Genomic DNA, 18983 nt, shown 5'->3' with positions numbered 1-18983 from the left:
CGCGCACGGCAGCACACGGAATGAAGCCAGAGCGGCGTCAGACCGCTCGGGAGGAATCAGGGGTTGGCTGGGGCGGCCGTCTCGTCGACCGGACTGTCGAAGACAAGGCTTTCCACCGCGTCGACGAGGTCGCGAGCCGAGACCGAGCCACCGGGCCGGTACCACTCGACGACCGAAACGGCGGCACCGAGCGCGAGCCGGGAGAACAACGCCGGTTCCATCCGGATCCGCAGACCGCCTTCGGCGATCGCTTGCTCGACCATCAGCGTCATGGCGAGGTCGAACTGCTTGCGGCGCGCCAGCGCACGCTTCTCCACCGGCGTGTTGCCGCGAGCGCGCACCAGCAGCGCGACCTCCGGACGCTGCCTGGTGACGATCTCGACAAGGCGGCGGAGGACATGCCGGATCCGACCCACAGCCGGACCGGCGACCGACTCGTGTTCCTTGAGTACCAGGAACAACGCGTCCAGCGCCCGTCCGACGCCGAGCTCGAACAGTTCCTCCTTCGAGCTCACGTGGTAGTAGAAGCTGGACTTCGTGATACCTGCAGCCTTGGCGAGATCGCCCATCGACGTCGCGTCGTAGCCACGCTCGAGGAAAACGCCGACGGCGATGTCAACGATCTCGTCGACGCGAAACGGCTGCCGAACGGAGTTGCTGATCCGGGCCACATCTCCTCCACTCCGACCGCAGCCGCCCCCGGGACCGCGGACGCGGGTCCGACCCCAGGCCCCACCGAACTTTAGCATTCGACCGAGCGGTCGATTTCGCGACGACATGCCGGACGGCGTCACCACCGAGCGGAGCCGGCACGGCCGAACTCGACGGGGGCCGCAGCCCATTCAGCCAGTCAGTCTTGTTATGAACCGATCGTTCGGTTAATATTGCGGAGTCGTGCCGGCAGGCCCGGCCCCTAAAGGAAGGAGTCGCCGTTGACTGCCCCAACCCCCTCGTCAGGTTCCCGCTACCAGCGACTGATCGAGGACGATCGAGTGCACGGCTCGCTTTACACCGACCCCGCCGTCTTCGCCGACGAGATGGAACGGATCTGGTACCGAACCTGGGTCTACGTCGGCCACGAGAGCGAGATCCCCGAGCCCGGCGACTACGTCGTGAAGAGCATCGGCCCTCAGTCGATCATCATGTCCCGTGACCGGCAGGGTGGCGTGCACCTGCTGCTCAACCGGTGCAGCCACCGTGGCAACCAGCTCTGCGAGGCCAGGCGGGGCAACACCGGTGCGCTGCGGTGCCAGTACCACGGTTGGACCTTCGGGCCCGACGGAGCGCTGCTCGGCTACCCGTTCCGGCAGGGCTACGGGCCGGACACCCCGAAGTCCGGTCTGGGCCTGGGCCGGGTACCGAGGACGGATGCCTACCAGGGTTTCGTCTTCGGCAGCTTCGCCGAGGAGGGACCGACGCTGTTGGAGCACCTCGGCAGTGCCCGTGAGGCGCTCGACCGCGTCGCGCGGCTCTCGCCGCTGGGCCGGGTCGAGCTGACCGCGGGCTGGTTGCGGCACGAGGTGCGGGCCAACTGGAAGATGCTGGTCGAGAACGAGACCGACGGCTACCACCCACAGTTCGTCCACTCCTCGATATTCGAGGTAGGCGAGAGCCATGTGGCCGAGGTGTACAGCGAGAAGTCCGCGGCGACCGCGCGTGATCTCGGCGGCGGTCACACCGAGCACGACCTGCGCCCGCAGTTCCGCCACATCGACGTCCCGCTCGCCTGGTTCGGCACCACCGAGCAGCGGCTGCCGGACTACTGCCGGGCGATGCGCGAACGACACGGCGACACGACCGCGCGCGAGATCCTGGTGGACGGCTCACCCCACATCATGATATTCCCCAATCTGTTCATCGCGGAGATCCAGCTCTTCGTGATCCAGCCCCTGGCGGTGGACCGCACGGTCCAGCACGTGACGCCGTTGCAGTTCGCGGGCGCCCCTGACCTCAACCGGCGCCTGCTGCACCAGGTCAGCGGCTCGGTCGGACCGGCAGGATTCCTGCTCGCCGACGACTCCGAGATGTACGAGCGCAACCAGCGCGGTGTCGCCGCGCGCCTGCCGGAGTGGCTGGTCCTGCGAAGGGGCCTGAACCGCGAGCACATCGACGCCGACGGCCACCTCGCCGGAGCGGCCACCGACGAGACCACCCAGCGCGCCATCTGGCGCCACATCCGGACCCTGCTCACGGAGGAGTGCCCGGCATGACCGCTCCAGCCAACGCGATCACGCTCGCCGACGCCGAGCAGTTCCTCTACCGCGAAGCCCGCCTCGCGGACGAGGGCCGCTACGACGAGTGGGAGGCGCTCTGGACCGACGACGCGCTGTACTGGGTGCCGGTCGCGGACAGCACGGACACCGACGAGCGCATCTCCATCATCTGCGACCATCGCTCACGGATCGCGCTGCGCGTCGCGCAGCTCAAGACCGGCAAGCGGCACTCGCAGGACCCTCGCAGCGCCGTAGCGCGGCTGATCTCCAACATCGAGATCGTCGGCCACGACACCGACGGCACCCGGACGCAGGCGACGTTCGTCGCCGTCGAGTCCCGCGCCAGAGGGATCACCATCTGGGCTGGCCGGGTCGAGCACACCCTCGTCCAAGACAACGACCGCATCCTGATGTCGCGCAAGCAGGTCCGCCTCGTCAACGCGGACCAGCCGCTGCCCACACTCGCCTTCCTGATCTGAGATGGACGAGACGGTAGAGAACGAGTTCGCCTCGGTGACGGTCGCCGTCGACGAGGCCGGAAACGACCGCAGGCTCCGCGTCAGGGACAACCGCACGGGGCGCGTCGCGTGGTTCGATGCCCTGCTTCTCGAGACCTTCGTGTGGACGCCTGAGTCCGAGCTGAGGGCGCTGCTGGACCCGTCGCGGCATCGCTGGACCGCCGACCCCGCCCCAGAAGGAGAACCGCGATGACACGTATCGCCGTGGTCGGGGCCGGCCCGTCCGGCGTGTTCACGGCCGCGGCCCTGCTGGACAGGCCCGATGTGCTCGTCGACGTATACGACCGCAGCCCGACACCGTTCGGGCTCGTGCGCTACGGCGTCGCCCCCGACCACCTCAAGATCAAGTCCGTGACCCGTGTGCTGTCCCGCACGCTGAGCGATCCGAGGGTGCGCTTCCTCGGCAACGTCGAGATCGGCAAGGACGTGCGGCTCGACACACTGCGCGGTCGCTACGCCGCCGTGGTCGTCGCCGTGGGGGCTCCCGGCACCAGGCGGCTGGCCATCCCGGGTGAGGACCTGCCCGGTCACGTCCCGGCCGGTGACCTCGTCGACTGGTACAACGGGCGGCCCGGCGCGCGGTACCGGCCCGCCGAGCGCCGCCGCGTCGCCGTGATCGGAGCCGGGAACGTCGCACTCGACATCGCCCGCATCCTGTTACGTGGTGGCCGCGGTCTGAGCCACACCGACGTGCCCGAGCACGTCCTGCGGGATCTCGACGCCCGGCCGACCCATGAGGTGCACATGTTGGTGCGCCGTGGCCCCGCCGACACCCGGTTCACCCCAGCGGAACTGGCCGAGTTCGAGTCCCTGCCGGATCTCGACCTGCGCGTGGACCCGGCCGTCCTGCCCACCGACGACCCCGGCCCGAGCGTCGCCGATCGCGCGCTGGCGGCCCGGTTGGCGATCTTCCGCCGCTGGAGCTGCGCGCCCCGGGGCGCAGGCCGCAGCCTGACGATTCGTTTCCACAGCCCACCTGCGGCGTTCCGTGGGGCCGGACGAGTCGAGGCCGTCGCTCTTCCCGGTCCCACCCTCCTGCCCGTCGACCTGGCCGTGAGCGCGATCGGCTTCCGCGGACGGCCGCTTCCCGGCCTGCCGTTCGACGATGCGACGGCCACCGTGCCGCACGAGAAGGGGCGGGTCGCGCCCGGGCTGTATGTGACCGGATGGATCAAGCGTGGTCCGACAGGCGTGATCGGCGCCAACAAGGCGTGCGCGCAGGAGACGGCCGAGACGCTGCTCGCCGACGTTCCCCCCGACGACAACGACGACCACGATCCCGCGCCGACCACAGGCCTGCGGGTCGTGACCTGGCCAGGCTGGCTCGGCATTGACCGCGCCGAGACCGCGCTCGGCGCAACCCACGGACGAAACCGCACCACGATCCACGAACTGGACAGGCTCGTGCGGATCGGAACCGCGACAGGAGACCGCTTGCCATGACCTACGTGATCACCGACGCCTGCCTCGACATCACCGACCGCAGCTGCCTGGCGCAGTGCCCGGTCGACTGCATCCAGCCGGGCGACCGAATGCACTACATCGACCCGGACAGCTGCATCGACTGCGGTGCGTGTGAAGCGGTCTGCCCCCAGCAGGCCATCTTCTTCGCCGACGAGATCCCCGACGACCGCGCCGCCTTCGTTCGGATCAACGCCGAGTTCAGCCAGGGCATCCGCTCCTCGAATGGCGGGGACCACCCCGAGGTCTCGGCGCTTCCCCACCGGGCGGTGCCGAGGTGAACCCCGCCGGCGGCCCTCTCGGCGGGCGCACCGTCGTCGAGCTGGCGGGGATCGGGCCCGCTCCGTTCGCGGGGATGATGCTCGGAGACCTTGGCGCCGAGGTCATCCGGATCGAGCGACCGACGGCATCGGGCGGGGCACCACCGCCGCGCGCCGCCGACATCCTCAACCGGGGCAAGAAGTCCGTCGTGCTCGACCTCAAGAAGCCCGCAGGGGTCGACGCGGTGCACGCGATCGTCGAGCGTGCCGACGTCCTGATCGAGGGGTTCCGCCCAGGCGTCGCCGAACGCCTTGGGGTCGGCCCCGGGGACGTGCGGAGCCGCAATCCGCAGCTGGTCTACGGCCGGATGACCGGCTGGGGCCAGGACGGCCCGCTGGCGCATACCGCCGGGCACGACATCGGCTACATCGCGCTGACCGGCGCGCTGGGGGCGATCGGCGCGGCAGGGGGCCCGCCCCAGGTTCCGCTCAACCTTCTCGGCGACTTCGGCGGAGGAGCCACCTACCTCGTGATCGGTGTGCTCGCAGCACTGCTGGAGGCCGACACCACCGGTCGGGGCCAGGTTGTCGACGCGGCCATCGTGGACGGAGTGTCCCACCTGCTCGCCGCCATCCATTCCATGCTCGGCTCCGGACGATGGGCAGACCAGCGCGGCGCGAACCTGCTCGACGGAGCCGCTCCGTTCTACACCGTCTACGAAACCGCCGATGGCGGCCACGTCGCCGTCGGCGCGATCGAGCCGAAGTTCTACGCGGAACTCCTCCGGCTCCTCGACATCGACCGGGCCGAGGCGGCTCCCGGGGATCAGTACGACCGCGATCGGTGGCCGGACCTGCGCTCGGTTCTCGCCCGCGCCTTCTCCCTGCGTACGCGGGACGCGTGGGCCGAGCACTTCGCGGGAACCGATGCGTGCGTCACCCCCGTGCTGAGCCTGAAGGAGGCGATCGAGCACCCGCACCTCGCCCACCGGCGCAGCCTGGTCGAGAGCCACGGGGTACTGCAGCCGGGCACGGCGCCACGCCTCGATGGGCACGCCACCCGCGCGCCGCGGCAGGCACCACGTCCGGGCCAGGACACCGAGAACGTTCTGCGTGACAGCGGACTGGACGCGCGGGGGCTGATCGAGAAGCGGATCGCGATGCGGGCTAACACGGGCTGAGCGAATCAGCCCCTGCCGCCCATCAGGCGACCTCGCTCCGCCGGATTCTCGTGCTCACGGCAGGTCGTCCAGCATCACCGTCAGCATCTGGCGCCCGGGCCCTGGCGCCGGAACGCCGGACGCGGTCCGGCTCGGCGGTGTCACGCCTCGCTGTGGCGCCCGCCCCGCGAGGTGCCGGTGCGGTCGCGGACCGACATGACCCGCGGGTGCGCCCAGGACCACGCAGCCGCAGCTCGCCGACTTTCCTTGCTGCCACGTCGATGCCGTCCGCACCGACGGCCCGCGCTCGTGCGTGCAACACGGGCAACCGACCTGCTCCGAAACCGACGCCCGACATCCCCGTCGAACACGGACGGTCCCAGACGTCGTCTCGCCGGGCTCCGACGGAGCCCCGTCCCGCTGGAGGCAGGCATCCCGTGGCGGGTGGCGGGTGGCCGGAGTTCGGGTGCGCGTGATCATGCAGAATCTGCAGCTGAGGCAGCGCTCGTTCCGAGCGCTCATGCGCTTGGGGGGTGGCGCTGCGTGTCCGCGTCGTGGTCGGTCTGGCTCGTCGGCGGCGTCGTTCTGGTCGCCGCGGGCGTGGGGAGCACGCTGCTGCCGCGGCTGCGTGCTCGCGGCGTGCGCCGCCGTGTCGCGTGGTCCACCGCGCGGGCGGCGATCGACAGCGCCACCGTGAGCCGGGACGCGTGTGCCGCTCGGGTCGCCGAGGCCGAGCAGTTGCTGGCCCGCGCGGAGTCGATTGCCGCCGACCGGGGCGGTGTCCTCGCGGCCGAGGAGGCGGCCAGGTGTGCCGAGCGGGCCGACCGGCTCTGGCGGGCGGCCCGCCGTGGTTGAGCGCGTGGGGCGTCGGACGAAGGAGTGGGTGCGCTGGTCGTTGCTCGGCGCGGCCGTGGTGCTACTGGTCGTTTTCCTGGTGTCCCAGCGCGAGGAGATCGACGTCAGCTACGGGCGGTCGCCGTCGTCGCCGGACGCGGTCGTGGAGGGCGAGGCCGGTGAGTTGAGCGAGGCCACCGTGCCGTCGGTCGAGGCGATGACCGCGATGGTCGACGCCGAGCCGGTCGTCCGGCTGCCGGGATCGATCGCGCGGTGGGACGAGCAGGTCGTGCGCGAGGCGATCGGTGACAGCGACATCCGCATCCTCGTGGCGCCGCCGGGGCTGGACAAAGCCGAGCGTGGCCGGGTCCGCGACGTCGAACGCGCGACGATCACCATCGTCGGCACCAAAGTCAGTGGCGGGGTGTACCAGGCCACTGCCGATGCGATTCCCGAGTGGCGGGCCCAGTTCGCTTCCGGCGATGTCACGGCCTTGCTGGTGACGATGATCCACCACGCCCAGGAGCGGGAGTCGCCGACCGTCGACGACTCCTTCAGCTGGCGGCAACCCAGCGCCGCCGAGCTCGACGCCGTCACCGCCGATCTGCGCGCGAACGGGTTGCACGTCGCGGAGGGAGCGACGCTGGAGGGCGTGCCCGAGGCGGCGACGGCTACGGCCTTCCCGGATGCGGACGCGCTCTACGTCGCGTTGCCGCAGCAGCCGTTCGGCCAACCGGTCCCCCGGTACGGCCCCGCACTGGCGCGGGCTTTCCCCGACCGGCCGATCGTGGTCATGTACGGCTCGTGGATCGAGTACGACGGTCCCGGCGCGGCGGACTTCGCCGAGTTGGTGAGCGCCATGTTCTACTCCCAGTTCGGCACTCGCCTCGCCACCTACGACTACCCTCAGCGCAACGTCCTGAACGCGTGGCTGAACCGCGTCACCGACGTCCGCTACGCCGGCCTGTTCGACCGGCCCCTCCCCTACCTGCCGTTCGACCCGTTGAAGGTGACGATGCCCGCGCTGCCGTGGCTGTTCGCGGTATGCGTGGCGGGTTTCCTCGCCCTCTCGGCGCGGTCGTTGAGGCGGCCCCAGGCGGTGAGCGAATCACGCCACTACTCCCGCCTGGCGGGGCTCACCGCGCTCGCAATCGAGGTGTCGGGGTTGAGCGGTGAGCGCAGTGATCCCCCGCTGACGCGCGGCATCGGCAAGCTGCGGGCGGCCACCGAGGCACTGGAGTCCGACCTGCCGTCGGCGCAGGTGCGCACTTTGCTCGACGACGCCGAGAACGAACTCGACGAAACCGCTCGGCTGCTCGGCCGCAGCGACTACCGGCCGCGCAACTACCTCGAGGGCAGACTCGGATGAGACGACTCGGCCGGTTCTTCAGCACATTGTTCGGGATAGCCGTACTCGGCTGCAGCGTGCTCGCGGGGTGGGCGCTGTGGACGGGCGGAGTGTTCGACGGGGCGGTCGCGAAGGAACTGCGCGGATCCTCGGTGTACATCGCGCCCGGTGTCGAACTCGACGAGGCCGCCGCGGAGCGGATCATCGGCAACCGCAGGCTCACCGTGGCCTTCCTCGAGCCGGGTGCCGATCTGCGCGAGGCCTGTCACAGCACCAGCAATGCCGCGAACGGAACCGTGATGGTGCCGCTCAGCAGGGAAGCCGACGAGTACGACCGCTACCCGTGCACCCACACGACCGAGGACATCGGCACTGGCATGGTCATCGAGTCGATGATCGTTCGCGGCATCGACCAGTTCCGCGATGAACCGCTCGAGGCGCTGAAGGTCATGGCGGTGAACTACGACCAGCTCGTCAAGGCGGAAGTGGTTCCCGACGGTGCACGCACGATCAGCCCGTCGCTGCCCCGCTACCTGATAGCCGCCGCGGCGATCGGCGCCGTGGTCGCCGGTGCCGCAGTGCTCTACTTCGGTGCGCGGAAGGCAGGGAAGCTGGAGGCCAGGCGCCGGGAGAGGTTGGACGCCGCCGACGACGCGCGGACTCTCCTCGGCGCCAGCGCCGCCGTGCTGGCCCAGCAGATCATCGACCTCGACAGCAGGTATGCGCGGTTGAGACGCGGCGTGAAGACCGGAATGGCCACCAGCGAGCAACGACAGTTCCTGAACAAGTACCGCAAGCTGGTGGCCGACTACACCGAGCTGCTGCCCGAGATCACGACAGCCGACGAGTCCCGCACGGCGGACCTCGCGGGCAAAATCGAGGCGCTGATCGACCGGAGCCGAGCCCTTGCCCGGCTTGATCGGCGCCTTCAGCAGCGCACGGGGAGGTCCGCCCGCTGAGGCAGCCCAGGCAGGTCACCATTGCGACCTCGCCGGACGGCGAGACCGTCAGGGCCGACGAGCGCATCGCCGAGATCAAGCAGCGCTACGGGCCCGACCACCTGGTCACCCAGTTCATCACCGGCGCGGCACCAGTTCTCTAGTCCGCCGTTGAGCGAACCGAATCGCAGATTAAGGTAGCCAGGAAATCGACTGAAGAGATCTGATTCTGACACTTAAACCATTAGGGAATGACTACGATCTGCAGTGGAATCCCGAAGGTGTTAAGTGCAACTGATGCAGACACTAAAGCCGATCGAGCAAAGGTAAAGAGAGTCCTGGGCTCAAGGGGTTTGTCTGACCGATGTATGGCATATACCAACCCGGCTGGGCGGGCACCTAACCGCCTGACACGACTCGGGTCACGCTCTCGGATAATCTCTCGAAACTCTTTCCAAGTTTCGGCATCCGTCAGGCTTTCAATGGCGACCAGGCCTTGCGCAAATAGATGACTCAAGACCGAAGAGCCAGTATCACTGCTCACCTTCTTTACATGTATCAACTCATCATTAGGGCCCAGCAAGTCGCAAACTTCGAAACCCTGAGGATGAACTCTTGTCTTAACTAGCTTGCGATCCAAGCAGAGGAATCGTCCATCGAGCTTTGGTACATTCTCGTTGTAATCCTTTTCATAGATCTTTCGTCTTTCGTTGAGTGGCGTAGAATTCCACGCGGGCAAGGTCCACGGCGGTTGCTCCTTGAATGCAGATTTCACGACCCGATCAACATGGCGCAAATATTGGTCTCCAAGACTATACCAATCACCGTCCAGGAGGATATAATGATAGTCGGGGTCAACAATCTCTGCGGCAATCCAATGCAGGGCCGACACTTCTCCGCCAAGACTCGCGCCACTCCCGTCTAAACCTTCAATAGTACTGGACCGCAAGGTTCGCAGATATTCATTCTTCGGGCGCTGGCGAACTCCGATGCGGATTTTTTCTATCGATAGCTCCTCGGTATCTATACGGAAATCTCCAATGTTTCCGGAGTATCTTTGCACCGTTGGACCATCGTAATACCTTGATGGATACGCGATGCCTACTTCTCCACGGGTGACGTCAGGATCCGCCAAAAGATCGACGGCTTCCGAGTCAAGAAGCTCTCGCATATCATGATTTGGCCCCAATCGGCGAACCCATTGTAATGGCTCGAGCTGAGGATTCACCTCGACCTCGTCGACGATTCGTGTCAGCTCACGAAGGTCGGACACCAGCGAGTCCCCGGTGATACCCAAATGAATGTGCAGACCTTCCCCACATTCCACGCTCAGTCGAAAATTCCGATACTTGCCCCGGCGGCGCACATAGGTTAGATCAATAGGAAGGTTATCGTGAGCTTTACCGCTTAAGCTTCGCACAAGTTCAGCGTGCTCGCGCAGACCGAAAGCCCATAAGCCTTGTCCGCCCGGAACCATATTCCGGTCGACACGAGACTTTGCACTTAAAGCCCATCTTGTGACGTCTTTGATCTCGTCTGGGTCAAGCATTCGTACGCCTACATCAATGCCAAACTGGCGATCGACCTTGCCTTCGCGCATGTATCGCCAGCCTTGGCCGAACGCAAGGGTATAGTAGGCGCCATCAACGTCGATAAAAAGTGCAGCCGAAGCCGCAGTGGTCGTAAAGCCCAGATCGATTCCGGTTAGAGATCTAACGGTCTCCGTCCATTCAACTGGGCCACTACCTGATTCGCCAGATACTAGTAACGCTGGTGAAGATCCAACTTCTATGGTGCGAATCGAGAAGCGGCCCTCTACATTCTCGCGAATCTTTAAGGAAAGCAGCTCATGGAGGTTGTCCGATCGATACATTCGGTACACATTAGTGCGACGCGTACTGAGCGAACTCTGCTCCATCTCTGAAGAACCGGCCGCAGCATTGATCATTCTTTACCGATAACAGAAGGATGCCCTGATAGTCCAGCCCCTGCTTCAACGATCGCCCAATTAGCCGTGTGCCTTGATCGGTCGTAGATCTCCCGCGCTGCTGCAAAAGCTCACTCTCGCCAGGCGGTCGCACGCACACACGAACTAGCTACGGCAGGGTTCAGCCCAAATAGGGCCCCGTCCGCCGCCGCCTGCTCGAACCCCGTGCGACTGCGCCTGACCGCCACCTGGCACAACGACCACGGCCCCGCCGAAATCGAGCGGGTCACCGACGACATGCCCGATGGAGTCATGTACGTCGCGTGCAAGAACCGCCGCGCTTCGGTGTGCCCCGCCTGCGCCGAGACCTACCGCGCCGACACCTACCAACTCGTCAAGGCCGGGCTGGTCGGCGGCAAGGGCGTCCCCGACACCGTGACCGAGCATCCCTGCTTCTTCGTCACCCTCACCGCCCCGGCCTTCGGCCCGGTGCACACCCGGGTGGTCGGTTCCAATGGCCGTGTGCGGCCCTGCCGGGCTCGCAGGCTCGGCACCGTCTGCCAACACGGACGGCAGGTCATCTGCCTCCAGCGGCACACTGAGGACGACCCGCGCCTCGGTGAGGCGATCTGCAGGGACTGCTACGACTACCAACACCAAGCCGTGTGGAACTTCCACGCCGGGGAACTGTGGCGGCGCACCACCATCACCCTGAACCGCAAACTGCGCCAGGCGGCCACCGAGCGCGGCGTGAAGGTGCGGCTCTCCTACGCCAAAGTCGCCGAATACCAACGGCGCGGGGTGGTGCATTTCCACGCGCTGGTGCGTGTGGACGGCTACAACCCTGACGACCGCGATAGAATCATCGCGCCGGACCTTTCGATCACCCCGGAGTTGCTGCGCAGCTACCTCGAACACGCTGCGACCGTCACCCGGTTCACCACCGCCCCGCACCCCAAGAACCGGCTCGGCTGGGTCATCCGCTGGGGCCGGCAGGTCGACATCCGCCCCGTCCGGCTCACACCCACCGACTGCGACGACCGCGGAACACTCACCACCACCGCCGTGGCCGCCTATTTGGCCAAATACGCCACCAAGGCCACCGAGCAGGCAGGGCACGTCTCCCGCCGCCTCACCGCCGCGTCAGCCGCCTTCTACGCCGAGCAGGACACCCACCAGGCCCGCCAGCTCACCGCCTGCTGGCAACTCGGGCAACGGCCCTTCTACCGCGATACGAAGGCCGTACGAGAGGACTGGGCCGAGAGCTGGGGCAAGCTCCAGAAATGGGCCCACATGCTGGGCTTCGGCGGCCACTTCTCCACCAAGAGCCGCCGCTACTCCACCACCCTCACCGCGCTCCGGGCCGTGCGGAAGGCCTACCAACGCGGCGAACCGCCCGAGCATCCCGGCCACACGCCAGCCGACCTCGACCTCACCGGCGACGACGCCGCCGTCACGTTGACCTGGCTGTTCGACGGCGTGGGCTGGCGCACCATCGGCGACGCCGCGTTGGCCAACACCGCCGCAGCCAGGGCCCGCGAGCGAAAACTCATTGCGCGGCAAGAGATCGAGGAATCGCTGAACACCAACTGACCTAGAAAGGAAGTGACCAGTGGAACCCGTTTTGCTCCGTGTGGAAGAAGCCGCCCGCCTGCTCGGGATCGGCCGCACGCGCGTCTACGACCTGATTCGGCTGGGACTGCTCCAGTCGGTCAAGGTCTTCGGCGCTCGGCGTGTTCCGCGGGATGCCGTGGACGCCTACGTGCGATCGCTCACGCAGGACGCTGCCTGATGGCCGGGCGGGCGGCGAACGGGATGGGCACCATCGTGCAGCGCAAGGACGGCCGCTACCAGGCGGCGGTCTACGTGCTGGCGGTGGACGGTACCCGGCAACGGAAGTACGTCTACGGCAAGACCTGGGATGAGGTGAACGACAAGCGCATCGAACTGCTCGACAACAACCGCAAGGGCGTACCGTCGATCTACTCGGCGATGACGCTGTCGGACTATCTGGAGTACTGGCTGGAGAACGTCGTCCGGGTGGAGCGTGGCGAGTCGACCTATTCCGGTTACGAGGTGGTGATCCGCCGGTTCCTCAAGCCGCTGATCGGTTCTCGCAAGCTCAACGCACTCACCCCGGCCGACGTACGGACGATGCTCGGCAAGCTGCGCAAGAGGAAAACCGTGCACGACAAGCCCCTGTCGGCGCGGTACGTGCAGAACATCTTCGAGGTCCTGCGCAGCGCGTTGGCGAACGCCGTGCGGGAAGAATTGATCGGGCGCAACGTCGCCAAGCTCGTCAAGGCACCGACGAGAGACCACTACGAGGTCGAGCCCATGTCTGGCGCGGACGCGCGGAGGTTCATCAAGCACATCGCCAAACACTGGCTCCACGCCTTGTGGCTCATCCTGATCATGACCGGGTTGCGCAAGGGCGAAGTGCTCGGGCTGGCGTGGTCGGACATCAACTTGGTCACCGGCGAGTTCCGCGTGCGGCGGACGGTGCAACGGGTCCGCGGGAGGTTGGTGTTCGGCGAGCCGAAGACCGAACGTTCGCGGCGCACGCTCTTCCTGCCAGCCGTGTGCCTGGCCGCGCTCAAAGTACACCGGCAGGACACGGCCGAGCGGATGAGCGATTCACTCAACCTCGCGCTGGGTCAGCCGGACGACCTGGTGTTCGTGACCCGGACCGGGCGCGTGGTGGAGCCGAGGAACGTGAATACGATGCTCGACCGGCTGTTGCGGCGGGCCAAGATCGACCGGAGCAGGGTCCATGATCTGCGCCACACGTGCGCGACGCTGCTCCTGCTGGACGGGGCTACGATCCGTGAGGTCATGGACCAGCTCGGCCATGCCTCCATCACCACGACCGCGAACATCTACGGGCACGTCCTCGACGAGGCGAAGCGGGAGATGGCCGAGCGGATGAACCGGCTGGCCGACAACAACTGATGTCAACCGTGGATGCAGAAAGGGCCTCCAATGATCTTGGAGGCCTTGTTCTTGCTGCTCCCCCGGTTGGACTCGAACCAACAACCCTTCGGTTAACAGCCGAATGCTCTGCCAATTGAGCTACAGGGGATCGCTGTCGTCGGCTGGATCGCTCCGGCCAACGGGTTAACACTTTAGCCCATGCTCGATCACCGCCTCGCACCACCCCCACACCACACGCCACGAGCGTTCCGCGCCTGGCTGCGGGACAATGAACCACCAGGTCGACAGCGACGAGGAGGCATCGAGAGATGAAGACGTTCCTGCTTGGCGCAGCCGTGGGGTACGTCCTGGGCGCCCGTGCCGGGCGTGCGCGATACGAACAGATCGTGCGGACCTACCGCAAGATCGCCGACCATCCCGCCGTGCAGGGCGCCGCGGGCGTCGCCAGGGCCAAGGTCGGCGAGAAGGTCGGTGACAAGCTGCCCTTCGGCCACCGGTCACACACCCCGCAGGGTGCGAACGGGCAGTACGCGACGGAGCCCAACGCCAGCCAGGCCTGACCCGGTGGAGCGCCGGACCGGCCGGCGCTCCGCCTAGGGCACCCGCGCGACGGCGAACACCCGGCGGAACGGAAACCACGTCGTCCCGTCCACACGCGGCGGGTAGGCCTCCTCCAGCAGCGGCGCCAGCTGCGCCCGGAAGGCCTCCCAGTCCGCGTCCGGCAGCGCTGCCCTCACCGGCCGCAGCGCGGTCCCGCTGATCCACTCCAGCACCGCGTTCTCGCCGGTCAACGGCTGGTTGTAGGTGGTCTCCCACGCGTCGACCGCGCAGCCCAGATCGGCGAACAGATCCGCGTACTGCTGCGGGGTGTCCACGGCGTCGTCCTCGCGCAGCACCACGCCCTCCAGCCGCTCCGCCCACTCCGGGCTCGCCGCGAGCCGCCTGGTGAGCGTGTGCGACGGGGCGCTCATGTTGCCGGGCACCTGCATCGCCAGCCACGCGCCCGACGGCAGCTCCCCGACCCACCGCCGCAGCAGCTCCCGGTGCTCGGGAACCCACTGCAGCACGGCGTTGGTCACGACGACGTCCGTGTCGGGCCTCGGCGTCCACTCGTTCACGTCACCCTCGCGGGCGGCCACGCCGGCCTCACGGGCCGCGGCGACCATCTCCGGAGAGCTGTCGATCGCCTCCACCACCGCGTCCGGCCAGCGCCGCGCGAGCGTCACCGTCAGGTTGCCCGGGCCGCAGCCGAGGTCGACGACCCTGCGCGGGGCCTCCGCTTCCACGCGGGCCACCAGCTCGAAGAACGGCCGCGCGCGGAGGTCGCCGTAGTCGAGGTACTTCGCCGGATCCCACATATCGCCTCCCAGTACGAGCGTACTGTTAAGGCGCTCCGCCCGCGAGCTTCGCGGCGGCCTCCTCCGCGATGCTCGCCAGCACATCGGTGTCCGCACCCGGATCGGGCCGCACCTGGAGCACGGATGTGTCGGATCCGGGCACCTTGCGCACCACGAACCACGCACCGCCACCGTCCAGCTCCTTGCGGTAGCGCTGGCGGATGGAGCCTTCGACGCGCCGACGCACGAGCTGCGGGATCTTGCCCGGCTTCGGCAGGACGTGCCGCACCGGTTCGCGGTCGGCCAGCAGCACGGCCCGGCCCGCGGTCCGCGCCTCGTCGGCCTCCGTCACCGTCAGCGCGTCGCCCTTCCAGACGGCCTTGCTGATCAGGTGCCAGCCAACCCGCCGCACGCCGGCGCCCTCGGGCAGCCACAGCCCAAGCGCCGTCACGGCGACGTGCCCGCCGGCGCCGGTGGGCGCGACCGCGAGCACGTGCTCGTCCTCGGCGAGCGACACTCGCAACGGCTCCGGCAGCGGCTCGCCGAAGAGGCGGCTGAGCAGGCCCATCAGTCCAGCCCGCCCACGGCCTGCTCACGCAGCGCCTTCCGGTACTGCTCGAGCGCCACGAGGTCACCGAACAGCGCGCGGTAGTCGTCCGCGGCGTCCACCGGCGACAGACGCTGCAGCTTGGACTTCAGCTCCCCGATCTGCCTGCCCACGAGGTTCTCCTGCACGGCGGCCAGCATGACCGACACGTACCGGACGTCGGCTTCTCCCCGCGCCTGCATCGGCTCCACCGCGAGCTCGGAGAGCAGCGAGCTCACCGTCCCTTGTGGAGCGTGCTGGGAGGCGGCGTCGATCAGCGCGGGACCGGTCAGCCCCGACGCGGTGCCGCCCGCCGCCAGCACGGCGCGGTGCACGGCCACGTACGCCGGGTGGGTGAAGGCGTCCTCCGGCAGCGTGTCGTAGGCGGGCCCGGCCAGCGCGGGCTCCTGCAGCGCCGCCTTGAGCACCTCGCGCTGAGCGCGCAGCCCGGGGTCGCGGGGATCGGGCCGCTCGATGTCATTGCCACCGGCCTCCGGCGCGGACCCGTTGCGGGCCGCCGGCCTGCGGCCGTTGAGCTTCACCGGCACGCCGGTGCTCTCGCGCACACGGCGCACGACCATGGCCTCGTCCTGCCAGCCGACCCACCACGCGAGCTTCGTGGCGTAGCCGTCCCGCTTGGCGCGGTCCTTGATCTGGGCCACGAGTGGAACGGTCCGCTGCAGGGCCGACACCTGGCCGTCCACGGAGTCGAGGTCGTACTCGGCGAGCAGGCTGCGGATCGCGAACTCGAACAGCGGGATCCGGCGCGCCACCAGGTCGCGCACGGCCGCGTCGCCCTTGGCCAGCCGCAGCTCACACGGGTCCATACCATCGGGGGCCACCGCGATGTAGGTCTGCCCGGCGAAGGTCTGGTCGCCCTCGAACGCCTTGAGCGCCGCCTTCTGCCCCGCCTCGTCGCCGTCGAAGGTGAAGATCACCTCGCCACGGAAGGCGTCGTCGTCCATCATCAGCTGCCGCAGCACCCGCATGTGGTCCTCGCCGAACGCGGTACCCGACGACGCCACGGCGGTGGGCACCCCGGCCTCGTGCATGGCCATCACGTCGGTGTAGCCCTCGACCACCACGACCTGGTGCCGCCTGGCGATCTCCCGCTTGGCGAGGTCGAGGCCGAACAGCACCTGCGACTTCTTGTAGATCGGGCTCTCGCTGGTGTTGAGGTACTTGGCCTGGATCGGGTCGTCGTCGAAGATGCGCCGCGCGCCGAAGCCGACGATGTCGCCGCCGCGATCCTTGATCGGCCACACGAGCCTGCGATGGAACCGGTCCATCGGGCCCTGCCTGCCCTCCTTCGAGATCTGCGCCTTGTAGAGCTCGGCCAGCTCGAAGCCGTTGTTCAGCAGGTGCTTGGTCAGGCGGTCCCAGCCGCCCGGCGCGAAGCCGCAGCCGAACTTCGCCGCGGCGGCCTGGTCGAACCCGCGCTCGGTGAGGAACTCCCTCGCCGCCTGGGCCTCGGGCGTGGCCAGTTGCTCGGCGTAGTACGCCTGCGCGGCCTTGTGCGCCTCGACCATGCGGAGGCGGGTGCCGCGGTCGCGCTTGACGCTGCCCCCGCCGCCCTCGTACGTCAGCCGCAGACCGATTCGGTCGGCGAGCCGCTCGACCGACTCGACGAAGCCGAGGTGCTCGATCTGCATGATGAACTTGATGACGTCGCCGCCCTCACCACAGCCGAAGCAGTGGAACGTGCCGTGTGTGGGGCGCACGTTGAACGACGGCGTCTTCTCCTCGTGGAAGGGGCAGAGGCCCTTCAGCGCGCCGCCGCCCGCGCGGCGCAGCGCGACGTACTCGCCGACGACGTCGTCGATCCGACTGCGCTCGCGCACCTGCGCGATGTCGCTCTCCCGGATCCTTCCCGCCACGGGACCCACTCTAGTGTCCTCCGCGACACGGAGGTCTTCGGCCATACTCGGCCTATGACCGTCACCGGGAACGCACTCGCCGAGAAGTTCTCCGCGCACCGCTCCCACCTGATCGCGGTGGCCTACCGGCTCACCGGCTCGCTCGCCGACTCCGAGGACGCCGTGCAGGAGGCGTGGCTGCGGCTCAGCGCGCTGCCGCGGGAGAAACAGGACGAGATCCACGAGTTGCGGGCGTGGCTCACGACGGTCGTGGGGCGCATCTGCCTCGACCGGCTGCGCTCGGCCACCGCGCGCAGGGAGCAGTACGTCGGCGAGTGGCTGCCCGAGCCGATCGTCACCCCGCTGGGCGCCCCGGCCAGCGAGGATCCGCTGGAGACCGTCGTGCGCGACGACGGCGTGCGCATGGCCGCGATGGTGGTGCTGGACAAGCTCAGGCCCGAGCAGCGCGTCGCGTTCGTGCTCCACGACGCCTTCTCGGTGCCGTTCTCCGAGATCGCGGACATCCTCGGCGTCTCGCCCGACACCGCTCGTCAGTACGCCTCGCGCGGACGGCGGGCGCTGGCCGACGCCGACCCGCCGTCCCGCGAGAGCCTGGACGAGCAGCGCGAGATCCTGGAGCGCTTCCTGACGGCCGTCATGAGCGGCGACGTGCACGCCGTGGCCGAGGTGCTGCACCCCGACGTGGTGCTCATCGGCGACTCCAACGGCAAGGCCAGAACCACCCGCCGGATCATGGTCGGCGCCGAGAAGATCATGCGCTTCCTCCAGGGCCTCCTGCAGGTCTACAAGCCCGGCGCGTTCAACAGCGCGCGGCCGGTGCTGGTCAACGGCGACCTCGGCGTGTACGTCCCGCCCGCGCCCGGCGAGGGCTACCGCGACCTCGACGCGCACGTGCAGACGTTCTCGGTCCGCGACGGCAAGGTCGTCACGATCTACGACCAGGCCAACCCTGACAAGCTGGAGCGGGCGGGACGCGTCGCCGGTCAGGAGGGCTGATCGGCGGGCACCGGGACCCGGCAGGCGTCGCCCGAGGTGAAGCCCTGGTCGGTGATGTCCAGGGCGCTGTTGATCCTGGCCCGCATGTTCTCGAGGCCGATCTGGTAGGTGAGCTCGACGACGCCCTTGTGGCCGAACTCCCGCTCCAGCTCCGCCACCTGCTCGTCGGTGACGCTCACCGGGCTGTCGGTCATCGCGTCGGCGTAGGCGAGCGCGAGCCGCTCCTGGTGGGTGAACTTGGGTGACGTCGCGTAGTCGTCGATCTCCTTGAGGCGGTCGATGTCGAGCCCCTTGTGCTTCTGCAGCATCGTGCCGAAGTCGACGCACCACGAGCAGCCGAGCCGCACGGCCGTGCGGTAGACGGCCAGCTCACGCACGGTGACCGGCAGCGAGCGCGACGCCTTCTCCGCCATCAGCTCGTGCACCGCGTACGTCCACAGCAGCGGACGGTGGTGGGCGCTGACGGTGATCGGCTCGGGCACGGCGCCGAAACGTTTGCGGGCGAAGCGGTAGCTCAACCGGACGAGCAGGCCGGCGTCCTTGGTGGGCACTCCGGAAATGCGGGGCATCGGTCTCCTCCTGTGGTGACTGACG

At 68.1% G+C, this 18983-nt stretch carries 20 protein-coding genes and 1 tRNA gene; 14 read left to right on the top strand and 7 right to left on the bottom strand.

The features are described from left to right. Positions 1–56 precede the first annotated feature (56 nt). Entirely contained in the window at positions 57–671 is a 615-nt protein-coding gene (locus tag FCN18_RS26585) for a TetR/AcrR family transcriptional regulator (RefSeq protein WP_112268000.1), read from the bottom strand. Between the two features lie 261 nt (positions 672–932). Between FCN18_RS26585 and FCN18_RS26580 the strand changes: the two genes are divergently transcribed. The 9 genes from FCN18_RS26580 to FCN18_RS26540 all read left to right on the top strand — a co-directional run bounded on the left by FCN18_RS26580 (position 933) and on the right by FCN18_RS26540 (position 8753). After that, on the top strand, positions 933–2210 hold the full coding sequence (locus FCN18_RS26580) for an aromatic ring-hydroxylating oxygenase subunit alpha (RefSeq protein ID WP_112268002.1): 1278 nt from the start codon (positions 933–935) through the stop codon (positions 2208–2210). Continuing rightward, complete coding sequence (locus tag FCN18_RS26575; RefSeq protein WP_112268004.1) at positions 2207–2692, top strand: aromatic-ring-hydroxylating dioxygenase subunit beta; 486 nt, start codon at positions 2207–2209, stop codon at positions 2690–2692. Before FCN18_RS26580 ends, FCN18_RS26575 begins: the two co-directional genes overlap by 4 nt. A gap of 1 nt (position 2693) precedes the next feature. After that, a complete protein-coding gene (locus FCN18_RS26570) occupies positions 2694–2924 on the top strand; it encodes a hypothetical protein (protein ID WP_137096388.1) in 231 nt (76 codons plus the stop codon). Further along, the gene (locus tag FCN18_RS26565; RefSeq protein WP_113641872.1) at positions 2921–4174 is read left to right on the top strand and encodes an FAD-dependent oxidoreductase; all 1254 of its coding nucleotides are present in this window, start codon (positions 2921–2923) and stop codon (positions 4172–4174) included. The genes FCN18_RS26570 and FCN18_RS26565 overlap by 4 nt, the downstream gene beginning before the upstream one ends. Then, on the top strand, positions 4171–4473 hold the full coding sequence (locus FCN18_RS26560; RefSeq protein ID WP_112268009.1) for an indolepyruvate ferredoxin oxidoreductase subunit alpha: 303 nt from the start codon (positions 4171–4173) through the stop codon (positions 4471–4473). Before FCN18_RS26565 ends, FCN18_RS26560 begins: the two co-directional genes overlap by 4 nt. Beyond that, positions 4470–5633: a CaiB/BaiF CoA transferase family protein gene (locus FCN18_RS26555; RefSeq protein ID WP_137096387.1), complete on the top strand. Its 1164-nt coding sequence runs from the start codon at positions 4470–4472 to the stop codon at positions 5631–5633. The genes FCN18_RS26560 and FCN18_RS26555 overlap by 4 nt, the downstream gene beginning before the upstream one ends. Before the next feature lie 522 nt (positions 5634–6155). After that, entirely contained in the window at positions 6156–6467 is a 312-nt protein-coding gene (locus FCN18_RS26550; protein WP_112268011.1) for a DUF6403 family protein, read from the top strand. 4 nt (positions 6468–6471) lie between these two features. Continuing rightward, positions 6472–7815, top strand: coding sequence for a hypothetical protein (locus tag FCN18_RS26545; RefSeq protein WP_113641888.1), 1344 nt, complete (start codon positions 6472–6474; stop codon positions 7813–7815). Continuing rightward, positions 7812–8753, top strand: coding sequence for a hypothetical protein (locus FCN18_RS26540; RefSeq protein ID WP_137096386.1), 942 nt, complete (start codon positions 7812–7814; stop codon positions 8751–8753). The genes FCN18_RS26545 and FCN18_RS26540 overlap by 4 nt, the downstream gene beginning before the upstream one ends. 223 nt (positions 8754–8976) lie before the next feature. Here FCN18_RS26540 and FCN18_RS26530 read toward each other — a convergent pair whose 3' ends face one another. After that, positions 8977–10605 (bottom strand): DUF6119 family protein, encoded by a 1629-nt coding sequence (locus tag FCN18_RS26530; RefSeq protein ID WP_158303183.1) that lies wholly within the window; start codon positions 10603–10605, stop codon positions 8977–8979. A gap of 162 nt (positions 10606–10767) precedes the next feature. Between FCN18_RS26530 and FCN18_RS26525 the strand changes: the two genes are divergently transcribed. Genes FCN18_RS26525 through FCN18_RS26515 form a run of 3 tightly spaced genes read left to right on the top strand, consistent with a single transcriptional unit; the run spans position 10768 to position 13611 of the window. Further along, positions 10768–12252, top strand: coding sequence for a replication initiator (locus FCN18_RS26525; protein ID WP_137096384.1), 1485 nt, complete (start codon positions 10768–10770; stop codon positions 12250–12252). Positions 12253–12271: 19 nt separating this feature from the next. Then, the gene (locus FCN18_RS26520) at positions 12272–12451 is read left to right on the top strand and encodes a helix-turn-helix domain-containing protein (protein WP_137096383.1); all 180 of its coding nucleotides are present in this window, start codon (positions 12272–12274) and stop codon (positions 12449–12451) included. Then, positions 12451–13611 carry a tyrosine-type recombinase/integrase gene (locus tag FCN18_RS26515; protein ID WP_137096382.1) on the top strand — a complete coding sequence of 387 codons (1161 nt, stop codon included), beginning with the start codon at positions 12451–12453 and terminating at the stop codon, positions 13609–13611. The genes FCN18_RS26520 and FCN18_RS26515 overlap by 1 nt, the downstream gene beginning before the upstream one ends. Positions 13612–13668: 57 nt before the next feature. Here FCN18_RS26515 and FCN18_RS26510 read toward each other — a convergent pair. Next, positions 13669–13741, bottom strand: a tRNA-Asn gene (locus tag FCN18_RS26510). A gap of 160 nt (positions 13742–13901) precedes the next feature. Between FCN18_RS26510 and FCN18_RS26505 the strand changes: the two genes are divergently transcribed. Next, entirely contained in the window at positions 13902–14153 is a 252-nt protein-coding gene (locus FCN18_RS26505; RefSeq protein WP_112268150.1) for a hypothetical protein, read from the top strand. A gap of 33 nt (positions 14154–14186) precedes the next feature. Here the strand turns inward: FCN18_RS26505 and FCN18_RS26500 are convergent, their stop codons facing one another. From FCN18_RS26500 to dnaG, 3 genes are read right to left on the bottom strand one after another with little or no spacing between them, the layout of a single operon-like run. Continuing rightward, positions 14187–14951 carry a trans-aconitate 2-methyltransferase gene (locus FCN18_RS26500; RefSeq protein ID WP_137096381.1) on the bottom strand — a complete coding sequence of 255 codons (765 nt, stop codon included), beginning with the start codon at positions 14949–14951 and terminating at the stop codon, positions 14187–14189. Positions 14952–14976: 25 nt separating this feature from the next. Continuing rightward, positions 14977–15498, bottom strand: a complete 522-nt coding sequence (locus tag FCN18_RS26495) for a hypothetical protein (protein WP_112268154.1) — start codon at positions 15496–15498, stop codon at positions 14977–14979. Continuing rightward, entirely contained in the window at positions 15498–17438 is a 1941-nt protein-coding gene (dnaG, locus tag FCN18_RS26490) for a DNA primase (protein WP_112268155.1), read from the bottom strand. Before dnaG ends, FCN18_RS26495 begins: the two co-directional genes overlap by 1 nt. A 9-nt stretch (positions 17439–17447) precedes the next feature. On the opposite strand from dnaG, the gene FCN18_RS26485 reads away from it, so the two are divergent. Further along, complete coding sequence (locus tag FCN18_RS26485; protein WP_112268156.1) at positions 17448–18389, top strand: sigma-70 family RNA polymerase sigma factor; 942 nt, start codon at positions 17448–17450, stop codon at positions 18387–18389. Here the strand turns inward: FCN18_RS26485 and FCN18_RS26480 are convergent. Then, complete coding sequence (locus FCN18_RS26480; protein WP_112268157.1) at positions 18377–18958, bottom strand: carboxymuconolactone decarboxylase family protein; 582 nt, start codon at positions 18956–18958, stop codon at positions 18377–18379. The genes FCN18_RS26485 and FCN18_RS26480 overlap by 13 nt on opposite strands. Between the last annotated feature and the right edge of the window lie 25 nt (positions 18959–18983).

The sequence above is a fragment of the Prauserella endophytica genome (assembly GCF_005146945.1).
In the GTDB taxonomy this organism is placed as follows: domain Bacteria; phylum Actinomycetota; class Actinomycetes; order Mycobacteriales; family Pseudonocardiaceae; genus Prauserella_A; species Prauserella_A endophytica.
Note: the sequence above shows the minus strand (reverse complement) of the source record. Positions and strands in the feature narration are given on the sequence as shown.

Coding starts and splice junctions, on each gene's coding strand:
- FCN18_RS26500 (WP_137096381.1), bottom strand. CDS start 14,951: ATGTGGGATCCGGCGAAGTACCTCGACTACGGCGACCTCCGCGCGCGG.
- FCN18_RS26560 (WP_112268009.1), top strand. CDS start 4,171: ATGACCTACGTGATCACCGACGCCTGCCTCGACATCACCGACCGCAGC.
- FCN18_RS26530 (WP_158303183.1), bottom strand. CDS start 10,605: ATGTATCGATCGGACAACCTCCATGAGCTGCTTTCCTTAAAGATTCGC.
- FCN18_RS26480 (WP_112268157.1), bottom strand. CDS start 18,958: ATGCCCCGCATTTCCGGAGTGCCCACCAAGGACGCCGGCCTGCTCGTC.
- FCN18_RS26565 (WP_113641872.1), top strand. CDS start 2,921: ATGACACGTATCGCCGTGGTCGGGGCCGGCCCGTCCGGCGTGTTCACG.
- FCN18_RS26540 (WP_137096386.1), top strand. CDS start 7,812: ATGAGACGACTCGGCCGGTTCTTCAGCACATTGTTCGGGATAGCCGTA.
- dnaG (WP_112268155.1), bottom strand. CDS start 17,438: ATGGCCGAAGACCTCCGTGTCGCGGAGGACACTAGAGTGGGTCCCGTG.
- FCN18_RS26495 (WP_112268154.1), bottom strand. CDS start 15,498: ATGGGCCTGCTCAGCCGCCTCTTCGGCGAGCCGCTGCCGGAGCCGTTG.
- FCN18_RS26505 (WP_112268150.1), top strand. CDS start 13,902: ATGAAGACGTTCCTGCTTGGCGCAGCCGTGGGGTACGTCCTGGGCGCC.
- FCN18_RS26575 (WP_112268004.1), top strand. CDS start 2,207: ATGACCGCTCCAGCCAACGCGATCACGCTCGCCGACGCCGAGCAGTTC.
- FCN18_RS26570 (WP_137096388.1), top strand. CDS start 2,694: ATGGACGAGACGGTAGAGAACGAGTTCGCCTCGGTGACGGTCGCCGTC.
- FCN18_RS26485 (WP_112268156.1), top strand. CDS start 17,448: ATGACCGTCACCGGGAACGCACTCGCCGAGAAGTTCTCCGCGCACCGC.
- FCN18_RS26515 (WP_137096382.1), top strand. CDS start 12,451: ATGGCCGGGCGGGCGGCGAACGGGATGGGCACCATCGTGCAGCGCAAG.